The sequence below is a fragment of the Klebsiella sp. 18074 genome (assembly GCF_902705905.1).
Lineage (GTDB): Bacteria > Pseudomonadota > Gammaproteobacteria > Enterobacterales > Enterobacteriaceae > Klebsiella > Klebsiella terrigena.
Genome location: NZ_CACSIS010000016.1, coordinates 123,381 through 145,075, shown reverse-complemented (window position 1 = coordinate 145,075; position 21,695 = coordinate 123,381). Strand labels below are relative to the sequence as shown.

The 21,695-nt window shown below is 57.5% G+C and carries 20 protein-coding genes; 12 read left to right on the top strand and 8 right to left on the bottom strand.

Features of this window, described 5'->3' with window-relative positions; translation table 11 throughout:
* Positions 1 to 36 precede the first annotated feature (36 nt).
* Entirely contained in the window at positions 37 to 300 is a 264-nt protein-coding gene (gene rpsT, locus GVK32_RS17095; protein ID WP_003018940.1) for a 30S ribosomal protein S20, read from the bottom strand.
* 330 nt (positions 301 to 630) lie between these two features.
* On the opposite strand from rpsT, the gene ribF reads away from it, so the two are divergent.
* From ribF to rihC, 6 genes are all read left to right on the top strand, one after another.
* Positions 631 to 1,569 carry a bifunctional riboflavin kinase/FAD synthetase gene (ribF, locus tag GVK32_RS17085; RefSeq protein WP_041143981.1) on the top strand — a complete coding sequence of 313 codons (939 nt, stop codon included), beginning with the start codon at positions 631 to 633 and terminating at the stop codon, positions 1,567 to 1,569.
* A 44-nt stretch (positions 1,570 to 1,613) separates the two neighbouring features.
* On the top strand, positions 1,614 to 4,430 hold the full coding sequence (gene ileS / locus GVK32_RS17080; protein ID WP_159869834.1) for an isoleucine--tRNA ligase: 2,817 nt from the start codon (positions 1,614 to 1,616) through the stop codon (positions 4,428 to 4,430).
* Positions 4,430 to 4,927, top strand: coding sequence for a signal peptidase II (lspA, locus tag GVK32_RS17075; protein ID WP_045860018.1), 498 nt, complete (start codon positions 4,430 to 4,432; stop codon positions 4,925 to 4,927). The genes ileS and lspA overlap by 1 nt, the downstream gene beginning before the upstream one ends.
* A 109-nt stretch (positions 4,928 to 5,036) precedes the next feature.
* Positions 5,037 to 5,486, top strand: a complete 450-nt coding sequence (gene fkpB / locus GVK32_RS17070) for an FKBP-type peptidyl-prolyl cis-trans isomerase (protein ID WP_041143983.1) — start codon at positions 5,037 to 5,039, stop codon at positions 5,484 to 5,486.
* A 1-nt stretch (position 5,487) separates the two neighbouring features.
* The gene (gene ispH / locus GVK32_RS17065) at positions 5,488 to 6,438 is read left to right on the top strand and encodes a 4-hydroxy-3-methylbut-2-enyl diphosphate reductase (protein WP_041143984.1); all 951 of its coding nucleotides are present in this window, start codon (positions 5,488 to 5,490) and stop codon (positions 6,436 to 6,438) included.
* Positions 6,439 to 6,502: 64 nt separating this feature from the next.
* Positions 6,503 to 7,417 (top strand): ribonucleoside hydrolase RihC, encoded by a 915-nt coding sequence (gene rihC / locus GVK32_RS17060; protein ID WP_159869831.1) that lies wholly within the window; start codon positions 6,503 to 6,505, stop codon positions 7,415 to 7,417.
* 5 nt (positions 7,418 to 7,422) lie between these two features.
* Here the strand turns inward: rihC and GVK32_RS17055 are convergent, their stop codons facing one another.
* The gene (locus GVK32_RS17055; RefSeq protein WP_159869828.1) at positions 7,423 to 8,325 is read right to left on the bottom strand and encodes a LysR family transcriptional regulator; all 903 of its coding nucleotides are present in this window, start codon (positions 8,323 to 8,325) and stop codon (positions 7,423 to 7,425) included.
* Positions 8,326 to 8,417: 92 nt separating this feature from the next.
* Between GVK32_RS17055 and GVK32_RS17050 the strand changes: the two genes are divergently transcribed.
* Positions 8,418 to 9,047, top strand: coding sequence for an alanyl-tRNA editing protein (locus GVK32_RS17050; RefSeq protein ID WP_159869825.1), 630 nt, complete (start codon positions 8,418 to 8,420; stop codon positions 9,045 to 9,047).
* Between the two features lie 44 nt (positions 9,048 to 9,091).
* On the opposite strand, the gene GVK32_RS17045 is transcribed toward GVK32_RS17050, so the two are convergent.
* The 6 genes from GVK32_RS17045 to citS all read right to left on the bottom strand — a co-directional run bounded on the left by GVK32_RS17045 (position 9,092) and on the right by citS (position 16,470).
* Positions 9,092 to 9,790, bottom strand: coding sequence for a response regulator (locus GVK32_RS17045; RefSeq protein ID WP_159869822.1), 699 nt, complete (start codon positions 9,788 to 9,790; stop codon positions 9,092 to 9,094).
* Positions 9,783 to 11,411: a sensor histidine kinase gene (locus GVK32_RS17040; protein WP_159869860.1), complete on the bottom strand. Its 1,629-nt coding sequence runs from the start codon at positions 11,409 to 11,411 to the stop codon at positions 9,783 to 9,785. The genes GVK32_RS17045 and GVK32_RS17040 overlap by 8 nt, the downstream gene beginning before the upstream one ends.
* Before the next feature lie 220 nt (positions 11,412 to 11,631).
* Positions 11,632 to 12,933 carry an oxaloacetate decarboxylase subunit beta gene (locus GVK32_RS17035; protein WP_159869819.1) on the bottom strand — a complete coding sequence of 434 codons (1,302 nt, stop codon included), beginning with the start codon at positions 12,931 to 12,933 and terminating at the stop codon, positions 11,632 to 11,634.
* A gap of 15 nt (positions 12,934 to 12,948) precedes the next feature.
* Complete coding sequence (gene oadA, locus GVK32_RS17030) at positions 12,949 to 14,706, bottom strand: sodium-extruding oxaloacetate decarboxylase subunit alpha (protein WP_159869816.1); 1,758 nt, start codon at positions 14,704 to 14,706, stop codon at positions 12,949 to 12,951.
* A gap of 14 nt (positions 14,707 to 14,720) precedes the next feature.
* Complete coding sequence (locus GVK32_RS17025; RefSeq protein ID WP_159869813.1) at positions 14,721 to 14,969, bottom strand: oxaloacetate decarboxylase subunit gamma; 249 nt, start codon at positions 14,967 to 14,969, stop codon at positions 14,721 to 14,723.
* Between the two features lie 160 nt (positions 14,970 to 15,129).
* Positions 15,130 to 16,470, bottom strand: coding sequence for a citrate/sodium symporter CitS (gene citS / locus GVK32_RS17020; protein ID WP_159869810.1), 1,341 nt, complete (start codon positions 16,468 to 16,470; stop codon positions 15,130 to 15,132).
* Between the two features lie 403 nt (positions 16,471 to 16,873).
* Here citS and citC point away from each other — a divergent pair, with 403 nt between their 5' ends.
* Genes citC through citG form a run of 5 tightly spaced genes read left to right on the top strand, consistent with a single transcriptional unit; the run spans position 16,874 to position 21,558 of the window.
* Positions 16,874 to 17,902 carry a [citrate (pro-3S)-lyase] ligase gene (gene citC, locus GVK32_RS17015; RefSeq protein WP_159869807.1) on the top strand — a complete coding sequence of 343 codons (1,029 nt, stop codon included), beginning with the start codon at positions 16,874 to 16,876 and terminating at the stop codon, positions 17,900 to 17,902.
* Positions 17,903 to 17,932: 30 nt separating this feature from the next.
* Entirely contained in the window at positions 17,933 to 18,226 is a 294-nt protein-coding gene (gene citD, locus GVK32_RS17010; protein ID WP_114683415.1) for a citrate lyase acyl carrier protein, read from the top strand.
* Positions 18,223 to 19,092, top strand: a complete 870-nt coding sequence (citE, locus tag GVK32_RS17005) for a citrate (pro-3S)-lyase subunit beta (RefSeq protein ID WP_159869804.1) — start codon at positions 18,223 to 18,225, stop codon at positions 19,090 to 19,092. The genes citD and citE overlap by 4 nt, the downstream gene beginning before the upstream one ends.
* 10 nt (positions 19,093 to 19,102) lie before the next feature.
* The gene (citF, locus tag GVK32_RS17000) at positions 19,103 to 20,629 is read left to right on the top strand and encodes a citrate lyase subunit alpha (protein ID WP_159869801.1); all 1,527 of its coding nucleotides are present in this window, start codon (positions 19,103 to 19,105) and stop codon (positions 20,627 to 20,629) included.
* A gap of 35 nt (positions 20,630 to 20,664) precedes the next feature.
* Positions 20,665 to 21,558, top strand: a complete 894-nt coding sequence (citG, locus tag GVK32_RS16995) for a triphosphoribosyl-dephospho-CoA synthase CitG (RefSeq protein ID WP_370461153.1) — start codon at positions 20,665 to 20,667, stop codon at positions 21,556 to 21,558.
* The last annotated feature ends 137 nt before the right edge of the window (positions 21,559 to 21,695 follow it).

The window sequence follows — 21,695 nt, the reverse complement described above, 5'->3', positions numbered from 1 at the left end:
CGCGGGTTTTTCTACAAAGCGATAACAACCAGGCGATTAAGCCAGTTTGTTGATCTGAGCGGTCAGGTTTGCTTTATGACGCGCAGCTTTGTTTTTGTGGATCAGACCTTTAGCAGCCTGACGGTCCACGATCGGTTGCATTTCGTTAAATGCTTTCAGTGCAGTAGCTTTGTCGCCAGCTTCGATGGCTGCGTATACTTTCTTGATGAAAGTACGCATCATAGAGCGACGGCTAGCGTTGTGCTTGCGGGCCTTTTCAGACTGAACGGCGCGCTTCTTAGCTGATTTGATATTAGCCAAGGTCCAACTCCCAAATGTGTTCTATATGGACAATTCAAAGGCCGAGGAGAATGCCCGTTTAGCCTTCTTTTGTCAATGGATTTGTGCAAATAAGCGGCGCTTAAAACAACGACGCTTTATTACGTAGTGATGGCGCAAGATTCTACCAGCTTGTTGCGGGCGAATACAGCCTTTCCACCATAAAAATCGACGGGCTCGCGTAGTTTTCCCTGCGTTCCGGCGCTGAGTTGATGAATTCTCGGGATCTTTCAACGAAGAGGTGCAATCGCTGGTTAACGTCGCCAGTTGTACAAGGTATACTCGGACGATTTTCACTGTTTTGAGCCAGACATGAAGCTGATACGCGGCATACATAATCTCAGCCAGGCCCCGCACGGGTGCGTGCTGACCATTGGTAATTTTGACGGTGTGCACCGCGGGCATCAGGCGCTGCTGCAGCGCTTGCGCGCAGAGGGCCGCCAGCGTGGCTTACCGGTGGTAGTGATGATTTTCGAACCGCAGCCGCTGGAGCTGTTTGCCGCCGATAAGGCACCTGCACGTCTGACGCGTCTGCGTGAAAAGCTGCGCTATTTGGCTGAAAGCGGCGTCGACTATGTGCTGTGCGTGCGGTTCGACCGACGCTTTGCCGCCCTGACCGCTCAGGACTTTATCAGCGAGCTGCTGGTCCGCCGGCTGGGCGTGCAGTTCCTCGCCGTGGGCGATGATTTCCGCTTTGGCGCTGGTCGTCAGGGGGATTTCTTGTTATTACAGAAAGCCGGGGTGGAGTTTGGGTTCGACATCACCAGCACCCAGACCTTCTGTGAAGGCGGTGTCCGCATCAGCAGTACCGCGGTGCGGCAGGCGCTGGCGGATGACGATCTTGTCCTTGCAGAAACGCTGCTGGGCCATCCGTTTACCATCTCCGGGCGCGTGGTGCACGGCGATGAGCTGGGGCGGACCATTGGCTTCCCGACGGCGAATTTACCGCTACGTCGTCAGGTTTCCCCGGTTAAAGGGGTCTATGCGGTAGAAGTAACGGGGCTTGGCGACAAACCTTTGCCGGGTGTCGCCAATATCGGCACTCGCCCAACGGTCGCCGGCGTCCGTCAACAGCTGGAAGTGCATCTGCTGGACGTTGTAATGGACCTCTACGGTCGCCATATAGATGTAATACTGCGTAAAAAAATACGTAACGAACAGCGGTTTGCGTCGCTCGATGAGCTGAAGGCGCAAATTGCACGTGATGAGTTAACGGCCCGCGAGCTTTTTGGGCTGACCAGGCAGGCATAAACCTGTTGGTGTTTATCAAACCGAAATACGGAACCGAGAATCTGATGAGTGACTATAAATCCACCCTGAATTTGCCGGAAACAGGGTTCCCGATGCGTGGCGATCTCGCTAAACGCGAACCGGGAATGCTGGCGCGTTGGACCGATGATGATCTGTACGGCATCATCCGTGCGGCGAAAAAAGGCAAAAAAACCTTCATTCTGCATGATGGCCCTCCTTATGCGAATGGCAGCATTCATATTGGTCACTCGGTTAACAAGATTCTGAAAGACATTATCGTTAAGTCCAAAGGGCTGACGGGCTATGATTCTCCCTACGTGCCGGGCTGGGACTGCCACGGTCTGCCGATCGAGCTGAAAGTGGAGCAGGAGTACGGCAAACCGGGCGAGAAGTTCACCGCGGCTGAGTTCCGTGCCAAGTGCCGCGAATACGCCGCGACCCAGGTTGACGGCCAGCGTAAAGACTTTATCCGTCTTGGCGTACTGGGCGACTGGTCGCGTCCGTACCTGACCATGGACTTCAAAACCGAAGCCAATATCATCCGCGCGCTGGGTAAAATCATCGGCAACGGCCACCTGCACAAAGGTGCGAAGCCGGTGCACTGGTGCGTAGACTGCCGCTCCGCGCTGGCGGAAGCGGAAGTTGAGTATTACGACAAAACCTCTCCGTCTATCGACGTGGCGTTCCATGCCGTCGATAAAGCGGCGGTGCTGGCGAAATTCGGCGTTGCCGACGTCAGCGGTTCGGTCTCCCTGGTTATCTGGACCACCACCCCGTGGACTCTGCCGGCTAACCGCGCGATCTCCCTGTCGCCGGAGTTCGACTATGCGCTGGTGCAGGTTGACGGCCAGACTCTGATCCTGGCGAAAGACCTGGTTGAAAGCGTCATGAAACGTACGGGCGTTGCGGATTACACCATCCTCGCGGTGGTCAACGGCGCAGAGCTGGAGCTGATGCGCTTTAAGCATCCGTTCCTCGACTTCGACGTTCCGGCCATCCTCGGCGACCACGTTACCCTTGATGCGGGTACCGGCGCGGTGCATACCGCTGGCGGCCACGGCCCTGACGACTACACCATCAGCCAGAAATATGGCCTGGAAATCGCCAATCCGGTCGGCCCTGACGGCGCCTACCTGCCGGGAACCTATCCGTCGCTGGACGGCATCAACGTCTTCAAGGCCAACGACATTATCGTTGAGCTGCTGCGTGACAGCGGCGCGCTGCTGCACGTTGAAAAAATGCAGCACAGCTATCCGTGCTGCTGGCGCCACAAGTCGCCGATCATCTTCCGCGCCACGCCGCAGTGGTTCGTCAGCATGGATCAGAAAGGCCTGCGCGCGCAGTCGCTGAAAGAGATTAAAGGCGTACAGTGGATCCCGGACTGGGGCCAGGCGCGTATCGAATCAATGGTTGCCAACCGTCCTGACTGGTGTATTTCTCGTCAGCGTACCTGGGGCGTGCCGATGTCCCTGTTTGTGCATAAAGAGACCCAGGAGCTGCATCCGCGCACCCTGGAGCTGATGGAAGAAGTGGCGAAGCGCGTTGAGGTTGACGGTATTCAGGCGTGGTGGGATCTCGACTCCCGCGACATCCTCGGTGCCGATGCCGACAGCTACGAGAAAGTGCCGGATACCCTCGACGTGTGGTTCGACTCCGGTTCTACCCACTCCTCGGTGGTTGACGTGCGTCCGGAGTTTTCCGGCCACGCCGCCGATATGTATCTGGAAGGTTCCGACCAGCACCGCGGCTGGTTCATGTCTTCGCTGATGATCTCCACGGCGATGAAGGGCAAAGCGCCGTATCGCCAGGTGCTGACCCACGGCTTTACCGTTGATGGCCAGGGCCGCAAGATGTCCAAATCCATCGGTAATACCGTCTCTCCGCAGGACGTGATGAGCAAGCTGGGCGCGGATATCCTGCGCCTGTGGGTGGCTTCCACCGACTATACCGGCGAAATGGCGGTCTCCGATGAGATCCTCAAACGCGCCGCCGACAGCTATCGTCGTATCCGTAACACCGCGCGCTTCCTGCTGGCGAACCTTAACGGCTTCGACCCGCTGACCGACATGGTGAAACCGGAAGAGATGGTAGTGCTCGATCGCTGGGCGGTGAGCTGCGCGCAAGCGGCGCAGGACGATATCCTCAAAGCCTACGAGTCCTACGATTTCCACGAAGTGGTGCAGCGCCTGATGCGCTTCTGCTCCATCGAAATGGGGTCGTTCTACCTCGACATCATCAAAGACCGCCAGTACACCGCGAAAGCGGACAGCGTGGCGCGTCGCAGCTGTCAGACCGCGCTGTTCCACATCGTGGAAGCGCTGGTGCGCTGGATGGCGCCGATCATGTCCTTCACCGCCGACGAAATCTGGGGCTACCTGCCGGGTTCCCGCGAGAAATACGTCTTCACCGGTGAGTGGTATGAAGGCCTGTTCGGCCTGGCCGACGATGAAGCGATGAACGACGGCTTCTGGGACGAACTGCTAAAAGTGCGCGGTGAAGTGAACAAGGTTATCGAGCAGGCTCGCGCCGACAAACTGGTGGGCGGCTCTCTTGAGGCGGCGGTCACGCTGTATGCGGATAGCGAGCTGGCGACCAAGCTGAATGCGCTGGGCGACGAGCTGCGCTTTGTCCTGTTAACCTCAGGGGCGAAAGTGGCTGATTACGCACAGGCGCCGGCTGATGCCTGGCAGAGCGAACTGCTGAAGGGTCTGCGGGTTGTGCTGAGCAAAGCGGAAGGCGATAAGTGCCCACGCTGCTGGCACTACACCAGCGACGTCGGCAAGGTGGCGGAACACGCGGAAATCTGCGGTCGCTGTGTCAGCAACGTCGCCGGTGACGGCGAACAACGTAAGTTTGCCTGATGAGTAAATCTGTCTGTTCAACCGGGCTACGCTGGCTGTGGGTCGTCGTCGCCGTGCTGATTATCGATCTGGGCAGCAAATTCCTGATCCTCCAGAACTTTGCTCTGGGGGATACGGTTTCGCTGTTCCCATCGCTGAACCTGCACTATGCGCGCAACTACGGTGCGGCCTTTAGCTTCCTCGCCGATAGCGGCGGGTGGCAGCGCTGGTTCTTTGCGGGGATTGCCCTCGGCATCTGCGTGATTCTGACGGTACTGATGTACCGCTCGAAGGCGACGCAGAAGCTCAATAACATCGCCTACGCGCTGATTATTGGCGGGGCGTTAGGCAACCTGTTCGACCGGCTGTGGCACGGTTTTGTCGTTGATATGATTGATTTCTACGTCGGTGAGTGGCATTTCGCCACCTTCAACCTGGCCGATACCGCCATCTGTATCGGCGCGGCGCTGATTGTGCTGGAAGGCTTTTTGCCCGGCGCTGCGAAGAAAACCGCGTAATCCTTGCCGGGTGGCGTTTACGCCAGCCCGGCCTACATTATAAGCGTACCCCGCCGGCGGTCTTGCCGCTACGCGGGGTAAACGCAGAACTAACCTAGAGCAAACCTGCATGTCAAACTCTGTACAGAGCAACAGCGGGGTGCTGGTGCACTTCACGCTGAAACTTGATGATGGCTCCACCGCGGAGTCTACGCGCAATAACGGCAAGCCGGCGCTGTTCCGTCTCGGTGACGCTTCGCTCACCGAGGGGCTTGAGCAGCACCTGCTGGGGCTGAAGGCGGGGGATAAAACCAACTTCTCCCTCGAGCCTGATGCCGCATTTGGCGTACCCAGCCCGGACCTGATTCAGTACTTCTCCCGCCGCGAGTTTATCGATGCGGGCGAGCCGGAAATTGGCGCAATTATGCTCTTTACCGCAATGGATGGCAGCGAAATGCCCGGCGTGATTCGGGAAGTTAACGGCGATTCAATCACCGTTGATTTCAACCATCCGCTGGCCGGGCGCACCGTTCATTTTGATATTGAAGTGCTGGAAGTCGATCCGGCGCTGGAGGAGTAAAATGCAGATCCTGTTGGCTAACCCGCGCGGCTTCTGCGCCGGCGTTGACCGCGCTATCAGCATTGTTGAAAACGCGCTGACGCTGTATGGCGCGCCGATCTATGTTCGTCATGAAGTGGTGCATAACCGCTATGTGGTCGATAGCCTGCGCAAGCGCGGCGCTATTTTTATCGAGCAAATCAGCGAAGTGCCGGACGGCGCGATCCTGATTTTCTCCGCCCATGGCGTCTCTCAGGCGGTACGTAACGAGGCGAAAAGCCGCGATCTGACGGTTTTCGATGCCACCTGTCCGCTGGTGACCAAGGTCCATATGGAGGTGGCTCGCGCCAGCCGCCGCGGCGAAGAGTCGATTCTGATTGGTCACGCCGGTCACCCGGAAGTTGAGGGGACGATGGGTCAGTACAGCAACCCGCAGGGGGGCATGTACCTGGTGGAGTCGCCGGACGATGTCTGGACGCTGGAAGTGAAAAACGACGCCAGGCTGTCGTTTATGACCCAGACCACGCTCTCCGTTGATGACACCTCCGACGTCATTGACGCCCTGCGCCAGCGCTTCCCGAAAATCGTCGGGCCGCGTAAAGACGATATTTGCTACGCCACCACTAACCGTCAGGAAGCGGTACGCGCGCTGGCGGAGCAGGCGGACGTGGTGCTGGTGGTGGGGTCGAAGAACTCCTCCAACTCCAACCGTCTGGCCGAACTCGCGCAGCGCATGGGGAAAGCGGCGTATCTGATCGATGATGCGGCCGATATCCAGGAGCCGTGGGTCAAAGCGGCCAAATGCGTGGGCGTGACCGCCGGCGCATCGGCGCCGGATATCCTGGTACAGAACGTGATTGCTCGTCTGCAGGAGCTTGGCGGCGGCGACGCGGTGCCGCTGGAAGGTCGCGAAGAGAACATCGTCTTTGAAGTGCCGAAAGAGCTGCGGGTTGACGTCCGTGAAGTAGAATAAGTTCTTTACGCCGTCAGTATGCGAAGATGCCAGACTTAACGTCTGGCATTTTTTTGGAGAATTTATGCGCTTACCGATAGTTCTTGATACCGATCCCGGCATTGATGATGCGGCGGCAATCGCTGCGGCGCTGTTTGCGCCTGAGCTGGATCTGCAGCTGATGACCACGGTGGCCGGCAACGTGTCGGTGGAAAAAACCACCCGCAATGCGCTGCAGCTGCTGCATTTCTGGAACGCCGACGTGCCGCTGGCCCAGGGCGCTTCAATGCCTCTGCTGCGCCCGCTGCGCGATGCGGCCTCCGTTCACGGCGAGTCGGGGATGGAAGGCTATGAGTTTGTCGAGCATCGCTGCCAGCCGCTGCCGAAACCGGCGTTTCAGGCCATTCGCGATGCGCTGATGCATGCCCCGGAACCGATGACGCTGGTGGCCATTGGCCCGTTAACCAATATCGCGCTACTGCTGACCCAATATCCCGAATGCCGTTTTAACATCCGCCGTCTGGTGATTATGGGCGGCTCCGCCGGGCGCGGTAACTTTACGCCGAATGCGGAGTTCAATATAGCCATCGACCCGGAAGCGGCAGCCAAAGTCTTCAATAGCGGGCTGGAAATCGTCATGTGCGGGCTGGACGTCACCAATCAGGCAATACTCGCTCCGGAATATCTCGCCACGCTGCCGACGCTCAACAGGACCGGCAAAATGCTCCACGCGTTGTTCAGCCACTACCGCAGCGGCAGCATGGAGAGCGGCCTGCGTATGCATGACCTGTGCGCAATTGCGTGGCTGGTTCGCCCGGAACTGTTTACGCTCAAACCGTGTTTTGTGGCGGTGGAAACGCAAGGAACCTGGACCGCCGGCACCACCGTCGTCGACATCGAAGGACGCCTTGGTCAGCCGGCGAACGCCAGCGTGGCGCTGGACCTGGACGTCGCAGGCTTCCAGCGCTGGGTCGCGGAGGTTCTGGCGCTGGCGCCATAGGCCCTTTAGCGGCGATAAATTTTCTCGCTAAGATAGTCAATCATGGCCCGCATCCTGGCGGGCATATGCTTATTTCCCGCCCACAGCAGCCACAGCTCGCCGGAGTAGCTGCTGATAAACTCCCATTCCGCCAGCACCTGGACTATCTCCCCACGCTCCAGCGCTTCGCGGGCGGTAAACAGCGGCAGGCTGCCAATGCCTAAATTCTGCTTCACCGCATCCAGCCGCACGGCGGTGTGGTTGGCGGCGTAGCGTCCTCGGGTCTGAACAGTTTCCGTTTTTCCTTCACGACGAAATTTCCAGCGCGCATCGGCGGGCGTTTCGCCGAGGCTGATGCAGCTATGGTCGCGCAGGTCCTGCGGATTTTGCGGCGCGCCGTGCTGGCGTAAATAGTGCGGGGTGGCGCAGATTACGTGGCTGACCGGCATCAGCGGCTTGCCGTGCAGCCCCGGAGAGGGCGAATGGGTGATGCGCAGCGCCAGATCGATCCCGTCGTCAATTAGGTCAAGATAGCGATCTTCGAGACGCAGGCAGACGTCAACCTGCGGAAAGCGGGCGAGAAACTCGCTCATCAGCGGATGGATAACAAACCGCCCGACGGCCTTCGGCACGCTGAGCGTCAGCTTGCCCTGCGCCACCTGCTGGGCGCTGCCGGCCGCATCCATCGCCAGGCGCGCGGCCTCCAGCATCTCCAGCGCATGGGCGTAAACCGTCTTGCCGGCATCGCTCAGGCGGAGTTTGCGCGTGGAGCGGTGCAGCAGCTTGCTGCCCATCTCCCGCTCAAGGCGCGAGACGCTGCGGCTGACCGCCGAGGGCGTGGTCCCCGTAAGCCGGGCGACCGCGGAAAAGCTGCCCTGCTCGACGATCTGCACGAAGAGAGCCAAATCGGGAAGTAAGCTTAAGTTCATTTGTGCTCTCTAAGCAAAGGTGCATTGGCGGATTGCTGGATTATCTCTGTACGTATTATCAATATACTGTGCGTAAAGAGAGGAGAACAACCATGACCGAACGTCTTTATTACACCAACGATGCCACCGAAGGGCGCGCGCGGGTAGTGAGCTGCGTAGAGCAGGCCGATGGCCGCTATGCGATAGAGCTGGACCAAACGCTGTTTCATCCGCAGGGCGGCGGGCAGCCGGCGGATCGCGGCTGGATAGCGGATATCCCCGTTGAAGGGGTAATGGCGTTTGGCGACAGCATTCTGCACCTTGTCCCGCAGCCGCTGGCCCCGGGCGAGGTGACGATCCGTATTGATGGCGCAGCGCGGCGGCGGCATGCCCGTCTGCACTCGGCGGGCCACCTGATTGGCCTCGCGGGAGAGCAGTGCGGCTGGCAGCCGACGAAGGCCCACCACTGGCCAGGAGAGGGGCGAATTACCTTCACCTCAGGCGCCAGTGCGTCCCTGCCGGAGGCCAGCGTGCTGCAGGCAAAAGTTGCCGGCTGGCGGGCGGAAAACCTGCCGCGCCATATCTCTATGGTCGACGGGCTGCGCAGAGTGGGATTTGGTTCCCTGCCTGATTATCCCTGCGGCGGTACCCACGTTGCCACGCTTTCTGAACTGGGAAAAGTGATCGTGACCCAGGTGAAGATGAAAAAGGGCCAGATGATTGTTAGCTACACAATGGAATAAGCGAATGAAAGGAGATGCACAATAAACAGAGCATCTCCAGGGGGCTAAACGTGCTCAGAATGTTTACCGTGATAAATCCGCTCCGGTCTGCCGACTTTACCGTAGCTGATTTCCGCTTCGAGAAAATCGTTTTTCACCCCTTGCTCCAGGTAGCGGCGAGCGGTGGTTCTACTGCTGCCGAGAATGCGGGCGAGCGTGTCGGCAGTATGAACGATTTCCGGGTCAGTGAAGAGCTGTAATACGCGGTTAAAAGTACTTTCATCGATGCCGCGCAGCGCAGACCCAGCGGCTTCGGTATGCTCCTTGGCCTGAATATTAAACAGGGCGTCAACGTGGGTCTGGCTGGCCTGCTCGCTGGAGCGCAGGGAGCTGCGATAGCGGGCGAAGCGCTCAAGCGTATGCTGCAAGCGCTGATAGTGCACTGGCTTAATCAGATAATCAAAAACCCCCATCCGCAGGGCTTCACTGATGGTATCCATATGGTTATCAGCAGTAATGAAAATGATGCGGCCTTTGTAGTTGGTGTTGACGGCGTGGCGGATCAGATCGAGGCCTTTGCCATCGGGCAAAAAGTTATCCAGCAGAATCAGCTGTGGCTGATAGAGACGGAGCAGCTTTTTGGCGCTTTCCAGTTTATCGGCAATGCCAATGACTGCGAACTGGGGAAATTGTTTGATGGTATCCACCAGGATTTCCGCCAGCATAGGTTCGTCTTCAACGATGAGGGTTGTGATGCTATCCATGATGTTCATCTCGGGTCAGGGGGATATAAAGAGTAAAAATAGTGCCAAAGGGGGTGTTGTCATCGACAACGATATTGCCGCCCGCCTGCTCAACGTAGCTGCGAACTAGCCACAGGCCGATACCGTGATCGCCGCTGTCGCTGCTAGTCACGCCGCGTTCAAAAATGCGATCGCGCATCGACTCATCAATTCCACAGCCCTGATCGGCGATCTCGATGATCACTTCGCCGCCCTCGCTGTTGATCAGGCACTCGATCTGCTTTGAACCTGCCGGCTGGCGCAAGGTGGCATTGTAGGCGTTGTCCAGCAGATTGCCGACGATCGAGATCCATTCATTGTGTGAAAGTGATGAAGGTAGAGTATCGACGTAACAGGAGGGGTCGAATACTAGTTCTAAACCGAGCTCTTTGGCGCGGTAGTATTTGCCGATCAGCAATCCGGCGAGGTGGTTCACTTTAAAATTACGCGCAATAAAATCGAGCACTTTCTGGTGGCTTTCCGACTGCTGCTGAATGAGATCCAGCGCGTTATCGTAGCGTTTTAAAAACAGCAGACCGGCGATGGTGGAGATCAGGTTGCGATGCTCATGCTGCACGGCGCGCAGGTTATCTGCGTACTGCTGGACCTGGCTGAGCTGCAGGCTAAGGGTGTTGATATCGTCTTTGCTACGAAAGCTAATGACCCAGCCCTGAGGCTCGCTATTGAGCGTGACGGCCATCCGGCTGGCGATCACTTTGATCTGATTAAAGGTGACGATTTCGTCTTTCTTATTTTCCTGCGGCGCGTCGTAGAAGAACGCCTCCTGGGAGATAACGCTGCTGATGCTTTTGCCGATCAGGATGGTTTCTGGCTGGCTCAGGTTCAATAGCCGCCGTGCGGTCTGATTAATGGCGGTAATTTTGTAGTGTGAATCGATAGCAATCAGCCCCTCAAATACCGATTCAAATAGCACGCTTTGCTGGATAAGCAGCTGTGATAGCTGTTGCGGTTCCATATTCAACATCTGCTTTTTAATGTGCAGCGAGAAACGCCGGGCGCAATAGAGCAGGAGCAGCAGCATGATTGCCATCGGGATCATCAGCGATCCGATCTGTAAGCTGAGCCAGTTTTCCAGCTGTTCGATGGTATAGCCCACCGATACGATGCCGATCACTTTGCCGGTGCTGTCCTGGATCGGCGATTTGCCGCGTAATGAAGAGCCAAGCGATCCTTTGCGCACCGAAACGTAGCTTTTGGCGTTGTACAGCGCGTCGTCGCTGTCGCCGCCCTCCATATATTTACCGATTTCATCAGGATTCACGTGATACAGGCGTTGGCCTTTCGCATCGCCAACGGTGATGTAGGTCGCATCGGAAAACGATCGCATTGGGTCGATAAGCGCCTTAATCCGCGCCAGATCGTGCTTTTCTACCGCTTCGACCAGTTCGGGCATGGCGGAGATTTGCATCGCCTGAATCAGCGCGCGCTGGCCAACCTGGTAATGCAGGCGCTCTTCCGTAATGCTGGTGAGATACCATGACATCGCCAGCATCACGATTGTTGAGGTGAACAGGATCAACAGAAAGATGCGGTTCTGGAATGAACGCCGGGCAAACCAGTGCGTGATTTTTCGGGTAAACATTGGGCGAATTGACATCAAAAGGTCATTTTCTCTTTTTTCGTGGCCAATGACGCTGAATCGGCCCACAGTTTTGCTGATTTCAGAAGACATTCAGTTGGAATACGACGTTTTACGTATCTCCGGTCGCGGGCGATTTACCCGCAGGATCGGGCTTTTACACCGTAACCTGAACTCTCTCCCGGAGGTGGCGCAATGCGCCGCCTCCGGGAAGGGCACTGAACTACATCGCCAGTACGTACTTGAGCATCACCCCGGCGGCAATTGCCGAGCCAATCACTCCGGCCACGTTCGGGCCCATCGCGTGCATCAGCAGGAAGTTCTGCGGGTCCGACTCCAGGCCCACCTTGTTTGATACCCTTGCCGCCATCGGCACCGCCGATACCCCGGCTGAACCTATCAGCGGGTTAATCGGATTCTTGCTGAATTTATTGAGCAGCTTCGCCATCAATACCCCGGCCGCCGTCCCGATACCGAACGCAATCACCCCCAGCACCAGAATGCCCAGCGTCTGCGGTTGCAGGAACTTGTCCGCCACCAGCTTCGCGCCCACCGACAGCCCGAGGAAAATGGTCACGATATTAATCAGCCCGTTCTGCACCGTATCGCTCAGGCGCTCCACCACGCCGCTCTCGCGCATCAGGTTGCCGAAGCAGAACATCCCCAGCAGCGGGGCCGCGTCCGGTAGCAGCAGCGCCACCAGCAGCAACAGCACCGTCGGGAAGAGGATTTTTTCCCGCTTACTCACCGTGCGCAGCTGCACCATGCGGATTGTCCGCTCCTTCTCTGTGGTCAGCGCCTTCATAATTGGCGGCTGGATTAACGGCACCAGCGCCATGTATGAGTACGCCGCCACCGCAATGGCCCCCAGCAGTTCCGGCGCCAGCTTGCCCGACAGGTAAATCGCCGTCGGGCCGTCCGCGCCGCCGATAATGCCGATGGCTGCCGCCTGCGGCAGGGTGAAGGAAATCAGGCCGAAGTAGTTCAGCGTCAGTGCCCCGAGCACCGTGGCGAAGATACCGAACTGCGCCGCCGCCCCCAGCAGCAGGGTGCGCGGGTTGGCCAGCAGCGGGCCGAAGTCGGTCATCGCCCCGACACCCATAAAAATCACCAGTGGGGCGATGCCCGAACCGATAGCGACCTTATAGAAAATCGCCAGCACCCCGGACGAGTAGCCCATGTCCACCGCCAGCTCTTCCATCTGGTTTTGTACCGACGGCAGGGCCAGCGCCAGGGCTTCCTTGATGGCATGGACATCCGGCAGGCAGTTGAGCTTCGCGGCAATTACCGCCAACTGCCCGGCCTCGTGGTGCGCCAGCAGGTTCTCCAGGGCGGTCAGCGCCAGCCCGGCTTCCGGAATATTCGACAGCAGGCCGCCAAAGCCAATCGGCAGCAGCAGTAGCGGCTCGAACTTCTTCGCGATGGCCAGCCACAGCAGCAGCAGGCTCACCAGCAGCATGATGGCCTGGCCGATGCCAAGGTGCATCAGGCCCATGCCCTGAATCAGGGCGTTCAGACTTTCCATTTCCGTTCCTTTTCCTTACGCCAGCGTCATCAAGGTATCGCCCAGGGCGACCGCATCGCCGGACTTCACCGCGATACCGTGTACGGTCCCGGCCTGCGCGGCGCGGATTTCGGTTTCCATCTTCATGGCTTCCAGAATTAGCAGCACGTCGCCTTCCGCCACGCTCTGGCCTTCGCCGGCAATCACCTTCCAGATAGTGCCCGCCAGCGGGGTGGTCACCGGGGTGCCTGCGCCTGCGGGGGCGGAAGATGCAGCAGGTACAGCCGCCGTCAGCTGGCTGATATCGCCGCCGTCGCTGACCTTCACCACAAAGGCTTTACCTTCCACTTCCACGGTATAGACGCCGGAGGCAGCAGGTTTTTCTGCTTTTGCCGCAGGCTGCGCGGCTTCCACCTGCGGCACCGGCTCAAACGCCGCCGGGTTGTGGCGGTTCTCAAGGAATTTGAGGCCAATCTGCGGAAACAGGGCCACGGTCAGTACGTCGTCGATGACGTTTTCCGCAAGCGTAATGCCTTTCTCCTGCGCCAGGCGTTTAACATCTGCCTCAAGCTGCGCCAGCTCCGGCTTCAGCAGGTCCGCCGGGCGGCAGGTGATGGCTTCCGCACCGTCCAGCACCCGCGCCTGTAACGCCGCGTTAACCGGTACCGGGGTGTGGCCGTACTCGCCTTTCAGAATGCCCGCCGTCTCTTTCGCGATGGTTTTGTAGCGCTCGCCGGTGAGGACGTTAAGCACCGCCTGGGTGCCGACAATCTGCGAGGTCGGAGTCACCAGCGGAATAAAGCCGAGGTCCTCGCGCACGCGGGGGATTTCCGCCAGCACGTCGTCCAGCCTGTTGGCCGCGTTCTGCTGCTTCAGCTGGCTTTCGAGGTTGGTGAGCATCCCGCCCGGCACCTGAGCCACCAGGATGCGGCTGTCGTAGCCTTTCAACTGGCCTTCAAAGGCGTGGTATTTTTTGCGCACCTCGCGGAAGTACGTCGCGATGCTCTCCAGCTTCAGGATATCCAGCTCGGTGTCGTACTGCGTCCCGGCCAGCGTCGCTACCAGCGCTTCGGTGGCCGGATGGCCGTAGGTGGCGCTCATTGAGGAGATGGCGGTGTCAACGCCGTCAACGCCCGCCTCGATAGCCTTCAGCAGGGCCATCTCCGCCATCCCGGTGGTGGCGTGACAGTGCAGGTGCAGCTGCACGTCGTAACGTTTTTTGATTTCGCTGACCAGCTCAAAAGCGGCAGACGGGGTGAGAATGCCGGACATGTCCTTGATGGCGATGGAGTCGACGCCGGTTTCCAGCAGCTGTTCGGTCAGGTCCAGCCAGGTCTGCAGGGTGTGCGCCGGGCTGGTAGTGTAACTCAGAGTGCCCTGAGCGTGTGCCCCGTGGCTGCGTACCGCCTGTAATGCGGCTTTCATATTGCGCGGGTCGTTCATGGCGTCGAAGACGCGGAACACGTCCATGCCGTTTTTAACGGCGCGCTCAACGAAGCGCGCCACCACGTCATCGGCGTAGTGGCGGTAGCCAAGCAGGTTCTGGCCGCGCAGCAGCATCTGCAGCGGGGTCTTCGGCATGGCTTTTTTCAGCTCGCGCAGGCGGACCCACGGGTCCTCGCCGAGGAAGCGGATGCAGGCGTCATAGGTGGCGCCGCCCCAGCATTCGAGGGAGCCGTAGCCGACGTTATCGAGCTGAGCGGCAATCGGCAGCATATCGTCAAGGCGCAGACGGGTGGCGAAAAGGGACTGGTGGGCGTCGCGCAGGACGACATCGGTAATGGCAACGGTCATGGAAGCTCCGTGAATTAAGGGTTAAGGCGGCGATGGTGGTGGATAGCGGCGGCAATCACCGGCTTTAAGCGGGCGAAGTCGTCAACGGGCGCGGCGGCAGCGGGAGCCGCTTTGGGCGCCGGGGCCGGTTCAGGGAAGACGCGGTTGACGGCGACGGACATGCCCTGGATGGCGAAAATCAGCAGGAACAGAAACGCCAGCACGAATCCCATGCCGAGGAACATCAGGGTGAAGCCTTCACCCAGCAGTACTGCATCACTCATGAAAAGGTCCAAAAGTAAGGGCACGATGGCGTGTTTGAAAGTAAATTCATTGGTGCATCCGGCTAAGGAGTAGGGTGGATTTCCCGAAGCCGCCCCCGGCCCTGGACCCTAATTTGCACCGCAGTGGTTTACGCTCAAACATCGCCATCGTGCGTGTTTATTACATCATCATGCCGAACACGATGCTCGCGATGACCAGCACAATACCGCCGCCCAAACGGGAGGAGATTTGTGCATAGGAGATAAGATTCATACGGTTACAGGCAGATAGCACTTCCAGGTCACCGGAACCGCCGCGGTTAGCCATACATAGGCCAGCGGTAATTGCGGATTCAATCGGGAAGAAGCCAATCAGCCAGCCGCCGACAGCGGCACCGACGACGGCACCCACTACGATGACAGCGGCAATCACCACGTTAGCGAAGGTGATCGCGTCGATGATCTCTTGCAGGTCGGTGTAGCACACGCCGACGCCGACCATCAGCACCCACAGCAGTTGCTTAGAGAAGAAGTCAGACAGACGTTTAGCACCGGCTTTGATTTCCGGCGAGCAGAGGCCAGAGGCGTTCAGCGCCGCGACGATCAGTACCATCCAGGCGAAGTAGTGGATAGAGACACCGCCAATGCTTGGCAGAATTTTCTTGGCAATCACGTAGGCCAGCAGGAAGCATGTGGTGGCGAGCACCAGGCCGACCGCTGTTTCACGATGGGTAATCGCGCCCGCTTTTTCGTCATCCTCAACTTTGAACGAAGCTTTACGTACCAGCTCGCCTTCACCGCTCAGCCAGGTATATTTTTTGCCGATAATATCGAGGAGTGCGGCGAAAACGATGGCGAAGATGTTGGCGATGGTCAGAATAGCAATCGCGGTTGAGTAGTACTCTTCACGAGAGCGACCGGTGACGGAGTGATAAATTTCAGACAGCGGAACCGCGCCTGCGCCGTTACCGCCGCCCATAATCGGCAGAACATACAGCATCATGATGCGATCGATGGAAATACCGAAGCACAGCCCAATAGCAATACCGAAAATTGATGCGCCGACGATCCCCATAAGAATAGTTGGAATATAACCCAGCAGGGATTTCAGCAGTAGCTTACGGTTAACCGACAAAATAGCGCCGGTAATCAACACTGCGATGAATAAGTTCAGGAAGTTACTTTTATCCATCACATTGGTGATTGCGTCGATTTCTCTCTGCGTGAAAATACCGGCATAAACAAAATACGCGGCGACCAGGAAGATCATTACCGGTGCGCCACCAATATATTTATTAAAGATTGGCAGGCGTTTGCCAATTTCACCAAAGATAGCGCCAATAATAAACATTATCGCGAAGCCGCCCACGATATCAGTGGGTAGCGCGTCATAAAAGTGTGAAAGCAGTAATGTAATTAATGCAAACGCGTAAAGCGGAAGCGGCATACCGAAGATTTTAAACCCCAGTATATCGCTAACGCCTTTTTTCTCCGCTGCCGGAGCCTGGCTCATGTTAGTCATGACGTCACCTTGTTGAAAAAAGGAATATACACATCATCCTTCAAGCTGCCTCTTTGTTGGCAGCCTTCACTCACCCCAGTCACTTAGTATGCGTAAGCTCCTGGGGGTTTATTCAGTTACCGCCTCGATGCAACTTGAATGATTTTGTGTATTAATTCCGTTGGGAAAAGCAATAATAAGACGACGGCATAATAGTAAATATGCTCCGGGTGGATATGTGATTATCTTCACTGATTGGTCGTGTTTTTTATTAATTTAATTGTTTTTATTCTTCTGAATTAATTAAAAGCATAAAAACCATAAAGCCAATTAAGGTACGGGGAAAAGTGTGATTTAAATAAAAGAACCGCGACGGGAACGGTGGCGAAATACAGTTCGTTTTTGGTCAATGAAGCGCTAAAAAATGAATCTGATATTAAAATGCGTCGTGGTACAGAAAGATTCCCGGCGGCGAGAGGCGATTGATCTCTTCCTTCACCAGCATCAGCTCTCGCTGGAGGCGGATTGCGAAATTGTGATTGTCGCCGAACACCAGCGGCGCATTGTTGGCTGCGGCGCAATTGCCGGATGCGTTCTGAAGTGTATTGCAGTCGACCCGTCGCTACAGGGGGAAGGGCTAAGTCTGAAGCTGCTGACCGAACTGATGACTCAGGCGTATGAACTGGGCCGCAGCGAACTGTTTTTATTCACCAAACCGTATAACGCCGCGCTCTTTTCCTGCGCTGGATTCTGGCCTATCGCCCGCGCGGGCGACCAGGCCGTTTTGATGGAAAATAGCCGTGAACGTCTGGCCCGTTATTGCCGCCAGCTCACGATGTATCGCCAGCCGGGGGAAAAAATTGGCGCCATCGTGATGAACGCCAATCCTTTTACGCTGGGGCATCGATGGCTGGTCGAGCAGGCCGCCCGTCAGTGCGACTGGCTGCATCTGTTCGTGGTGAAGGAAGACGCGTCATTTTTCAGCTATCAGGATCGCGTAGCGCTGATTGAGCAGGGGATTACGGGAATTGAAAACGTCACCCTGCATCCGGGATCGGCTTACCTGATCTCCCGGGCGACGTTTCCCGGCTATTTCCTGAAAGACAACGGCGTGGTCGACGACTGCCACTGCCAGATCGATCTCCAGCTCTTCCGCGAACATCTCGCCCCGGCGCTACAGATAACCCACCGTTTTGTCGGCAGCGAGCCGCTGTGTTCATTAACCCGTCATTACAACCTGCGCATGCAGCAGTTGCTTGAAGCTTCCGGCGCTACACCGACCATTCAAGTGGTTGAGCTGGATCGGGTTGAGAAAGATGGCGGGCCGATCTCCGCTTCCCGAGTGCGCAAGCTCTATAAAGAGTGCCGGTGGTCGGCTATTGAGCCGCTGGTTCCGCCTGGAACGCTCTCTTTTCTGATGCATCTGGCGGAAAGCGAACATCAAACCGCCTGATTTTACCTCCATAACTAAGGATCTGCCTCTATGGAAATGATGATTGACGCCCTGGCCGGCACGCTGGAATCCAGCGATGTGATGGTCAGGATTGGGCCTGCTAATGAGCCGGGTATCCAGCTTGAAATCGACAGCGTCGTGAAGCAGCAGTTTGGCGCCGCGATTGAGCGGGTGGTCAGAGAGACGTTGGCGCAGCTTGATGTTACCCGGGCGAATGTGGTCGTCGATGATAAAGGTGCGCTCGAATGCGTACTGAAGGCTCGCGTTCAGGCCGCGGCGCTGCGCGCAGCTAAACAATCTCAACTGCAATGGAGCCAGCTATGAAACCTCGTCGCAGTATGCTGTTTATTCCCGGCGCGAATGCCGCGATGTTAAGCACCTCTTTTGTTTACGGCGCAGACGCGGTGATGTTTGACCTCGAAGACGCCGTTTCGCTGCGTGAAAAAGATACTGCCCGCCTGCTGGTGCATCACGCGCTACAGCATCCGCTGTATCGGAATGTCGAAACCGTGGTGCGTATTAACCCGCTCAATACCCCGTTTGGCCTTGCTGACCTCGAAGCGGTGGTGCGCGCGGGTGTGGATATGGTCCGTTTGCCGAAAACCGATAGCAAAGAAGATATCCATGAGTTGGAAGCCCACGTTGAGCGTATTGAACGAGAGTGCGGCCGGGAAGTGGGCAGCACCAAATTAATGGCGGCGATTGAGTCGGCGCTTGGAGTAGTGAATGCAGTCGAGATCGCCCGCTCCAGCCCGCGTTTGTCGGCCATTGCGCTGGCGGCCTTTGACTACGTGATAGATATGGGCACCTGCCGCGGCGACGGCACCGAGCTGTTTTATGCCCGCTGCGCGGTGCTGCACGCAGCCCGCGTTGCCGGGATCGCGGCCTATGACGTGGTGTGGTCGGAGATCAACAACGAAGAGGGTTTCCTCGCGGAAGCGAATCTGGCGAAAAACCTTGGCTTTAACGGCAAATCGCTGGTCAACCCTCGCCAGATTGAGCTGCTGCATCAGGTTTATGCCCCAACACTTAAAGACGTCGAGCACGCGCGCGAAGTTATCGCGGCGGCGGAAGAGGCGGAGGAGCGCGGTCTGGGCGTGGTATCGCTGAACGGCAAGATGATAGATGGACCGATTATCGATCATGCGCGCAAGGTCGTGGCGCTGTCGGCTTCCGGCATTCGTGATTAAGGAGGAAATAATGAAAGAGACTGTGGCAATGCTTAATCAACAATACGTCATGCCGGAAGGATTAGAGCCCTATGCGGGCGTGACGGCGAAAAGCCCGTGGTTGGCCAGCGAAAGTGAAAAGCGCAAACGTAAAATTTGCGCCTCGCTGGAAGAGGCGATTCGCTGCTCCGGGCTGCAAAACGGCATGACCATCTCCTTCCACCACGCGTTTCGCGGCGGCGACAGGGTGGTCAATATGGTGGTAGCGAAGCTGGCTGAAATGGGCTTTCGCGATCTGACGTTAGCCTCAAGTTCGCTGATCGACGCTCACTGGCCGCTGATCGAGCATATTAAAAACGGCGTAATTCGCCAGATTTACACCTCTGGCCTGCGTGGCAAGCTGGGGGAAGAGATCTCTGCGGGCCTGATGGAAAACCCGGTACAAATTCACTCCCACGGCGGTCGTGCGCATTTAGTGCAAACCGGCGAACTGAATATTGACGTGGCGTTCCTTGGGGTGCCGTGCTGCGATGAGTATGGCAACGCCAACGGCTTTAGCGGCAAATCTCGCTGCGGCTCACTGGGCTACGCCAAAGTGGATGCTGATGCCGCCAAATGCGTGGTGCTGCTGACCGAAGAGTGGGTTGATTATCCGAACTACCCGGCCAGTATCGCTCAGGATCAGGTTGATCTGATCGTGCAGGTTGAGGAAGTTGGCGATCCGGCGAAAATCACCGCCGGGGCGATCCGCCTGACCAGCAACCCGCGCGAGCTACTGATCGCCCGCCAGGCGGCCAAAGTGATCGAACATTCTGGCTACTTCAAAGACGGATTCTCTTTGCAAACCGGCACCGGCGGCGCGTCGCTGGCGGTAACCCGCTTCCTCGAAGATAAGATGCGTCGTAATGAGATCACCGCCAGCTTTGGTCTGGGCGGGATCACCGGCACGATGGTCGATCTGCATGAAAAGGGCCTGATTAAAGCGCTGCTGGATACCCAGTCTTTCGACGGCGATGCTGCGCGTTCGCTGGCGAATAACCCGAACCATATCGAAATCTCTGCTAATCAGTACGCGAACCCAAGTTCTAAAGGCATCTCTTGCGAGCGCCTGAACGTGGTGATGCTGAGCGCGCTGGAAATTGATACCGGATTCAACGTCAACGTGATGACCGGCTCCAACGGCGTGCTGCGTGGGGCATCTGGTGGTCATAGCGATACGGCGGCAGGGGCTGATTTAACCATTATCACCGCGCCGCTGGTGCGTGGGCGCATTCCGTGCGTGGTGGAGAAGGTGCTGACTCGCGTCACGCCGGGGGCCAGCGTGGATGTGCTGGTGACCGACCATGGTATTGCCGTGAATCCGGCGCGTCAGGATCTGATCGATAACCTGCGCAGCGCCGGTATCCCGCTGATGACTATTGAAGAGCTACAACAGCGCGCCGAGCTTCTGACCGGTAAACCTGAGTCGATCGAATTTACCGACCGGATGGTGGCCGTGGTGCGCTATCGCGATGGTTCAGTGATTGACGTGATTCATCAGGTTAAAACCGCCAGCTAAACGCATCGAGGAGAGAAGGCATGAGCGAAGTGATCATGAGCCAGCATCGCCAGTTGAGTCGTCAAACGGTCGCGGCGGAGGATATCGTTTCTCGCGTGGAGCGGGCGCTGCTGACGGAAGTTCGCCTGACGCCGAAGCCGGGTCTGGTGGATATCCGTAACACCGGCGCGCACCAGGATATGGATCTGGCGTCATTTGAAGCCAGTACAGCGGTTGTCGCCCCATGGATGGAGAAGTTTTTCATCATGGGTCACGATACGGGCAATATCACACCGGAACAGGTGCTGATGATGCTGCGTCCGGTGGGCATGGCCTGTGAGACGGATATGCTGGAAGTCACCGGGGGGGTGAATACTCATCGCGGGGCGATCTTCGCTTTTGGCCTGCTCAGCGCGGCGGCAGGAAGGCTGGTTGCCCGAGGGGAGCCGGTTGAACAGCACCGGGTTTGCGATCAGGTTGCCCGATTCTGTCGCGGCGTGGTTGGGCGCGAGCTTTCCGCCTCGGAAGGGAAGAAGGTGAGCAAAGGCGAGGCGCATTTCCTGCGCTACGGGCTGTCTGGTGCCCGGGGTGAAGCGGAAAGCGGCTTTCGTACCGTGCGCACTCAGGCGATGCCGGTATTTAATCGCGTGATGGCGGATACCGGCGATGCCAATCTGGCGTTATTACAGACCTTGCTGCATCTGATGGCGTGGAATGACGATACCAACCTGGTTTCACGCGGCGGGCTAGAAGGACTCAACTTTGTTCAGCAGCAGGCGCAAAAGCTGCTGTGGGAAGGCGGAGTGCTGGCTGAAGGTGGGCTGGAAGCGTTACGTCAGCTGGACGATGAACTGATTGTTCGTCATCTCAGCCCCGGTGGCAGTGCGGATCTGCTGGCGGTCACCTGGTTCCTCTATGGCTTCCCTCCAGGAGAGCTGTTCCTGCATTAATTGCTCGGTTTTTCATCAATATCTGACCCTGGATTGACCAGCACATGGCCGAACCGGGGTTCCAGCCCCTGTTTGTTCGTCCCTTCTCGCTGCCCAATGGCCGATTCTCGGCACAAACATATAGTTTTTACTGATAT

Excerpts from the sequence above, each read along its gene's own strand:
- ribF (WP_041143981.1), top strand. The coding sequence starts at position 631 with ATGAAGCTGATACGCGGCATACATAATCTCAGCCAGGCCCCGCACGGG.
- ileS (WP_159869834.1), top strand. The coding sequence starts at position 1,614 with ATGAGTGACTATAAATCCACCCTGAATTTGCCGGAAACAGGGTTCCCG.
- lspA (WP_045860018.1), top strand. The coding sequence starts at position 4,430 with ATGAGTAAATCTGTCTGTTCAACCGGGCTACGCTGGCTGTGGGTCGTC.
- fkpB (WP_041143983.1), top strand. The coding sequence starts at position 5,037 with ATGTCAAACTCTGTACAGAGCAACAGCGGGGTGCTGGTGCACTTCACG.
- ispH (WP_041143984.1), top strand. The coding sequence starts at position 5,488 with ATGCAGATCCTGTTGGCTAACCCGCGCGGCTTCTGCGCCGGCGTTGAC.
- rihC (WP_159869831.1), top strand. The coding sequence starts at position 6,503 with ATGCGCTTACCGATAGTTCTTGATACCGATCCCGGCATTGATGATGCG.
- GVK32_RS17055 (WP_159869828.1), bottom strand. The coding sequence starts at position 8,325 with ATGAACTTAAGCTTACTTCCCGATTTGGCTCTCTTCGTGCAGATCGTC.
- GVK32_RS17050 (WP_159869825.1), top strand. The coding sequence starts at position 8,418 with ATGACCGAACGTCTTTATTACACCAACGATGCCACCGAAGGGCGCGCG.
- GVK32_RS17045 (WP_159869822.1), bottom strand. The coding sequence starts at position 9,790 with ATGGATAGCATCACAACCCTCATCGTTGAAGACGAACCTATGCTGGCG.
- GVK32_RS17040 (WP_159869860.1), bottom strand. The coding sequence starts at position 11,411 with ATGTTTACCCGAAAAATCACGCACTGGTTTGCCCGGCGTTCATTCCAG.
- GVK32_RS17035 (WP_159869819.1), bottom strand. The coding sequence starts at position 12,933 with ATGGAAAGTCTGAACGCCCTGATTCAGGGCATGGGCCTGATGCACCTT.
- oadA (WP_159869816.1), bottom strand. The coding sequence starts at position 14,706 with ATGACCGTTGCCATTACCGATGTCGTCCTGCGCGACGCCCACCAGTCC.
- GVK32_RS17025 (WP_159869813.1), bottom strand. The coding sequence starts at position 14,969 with ATGAGTGATGCAGTACTGCTGGGTGAAGGCTTCACCCTGATGTTCCTC.
- citS (WP_159869810.1), bottom strand. The coding sequence starts at position 16,470 with ATGACTAACATGAGCCAGGCTCCGGCAGCGGAGAAAAAAGGCGTTAGC.
- citC (WP_159869807.1), top strand. The coding sequence starts at position 16,874 with ATGAATCTGATATTAAAATGCGTCGTGGTACAGAAAGATTCCCGGCGG.
- citD (WP_114683415.1), top strand. The coding sequence starts at position 17,933 with ATGGAAATGATGATTGACGCCCTGGCCGGCACGCTGGAATCCAGCGAT.
- citE (WP_159869804.1), top strand. The coding sequence starts at position 18,223 with ATGAAACCTCGTCGCAGTATGCTGTTTATTCCCGGCGCGAATGCCGCG.
- citF (WP_159869801.1), top strand. The coding sequence starts at position 19,103 with ATGAAAGAGACTGTGGCAATGCTTAATCAACAATACGTCATGCCGGAA.
- citG (WP_370461153.1), top strand. The coding sequence starts at position 20,665 with ATGAGCCAGCATCGCCAGTTGAGTCGTCAAACGGTCGCGGCGGAGGAT.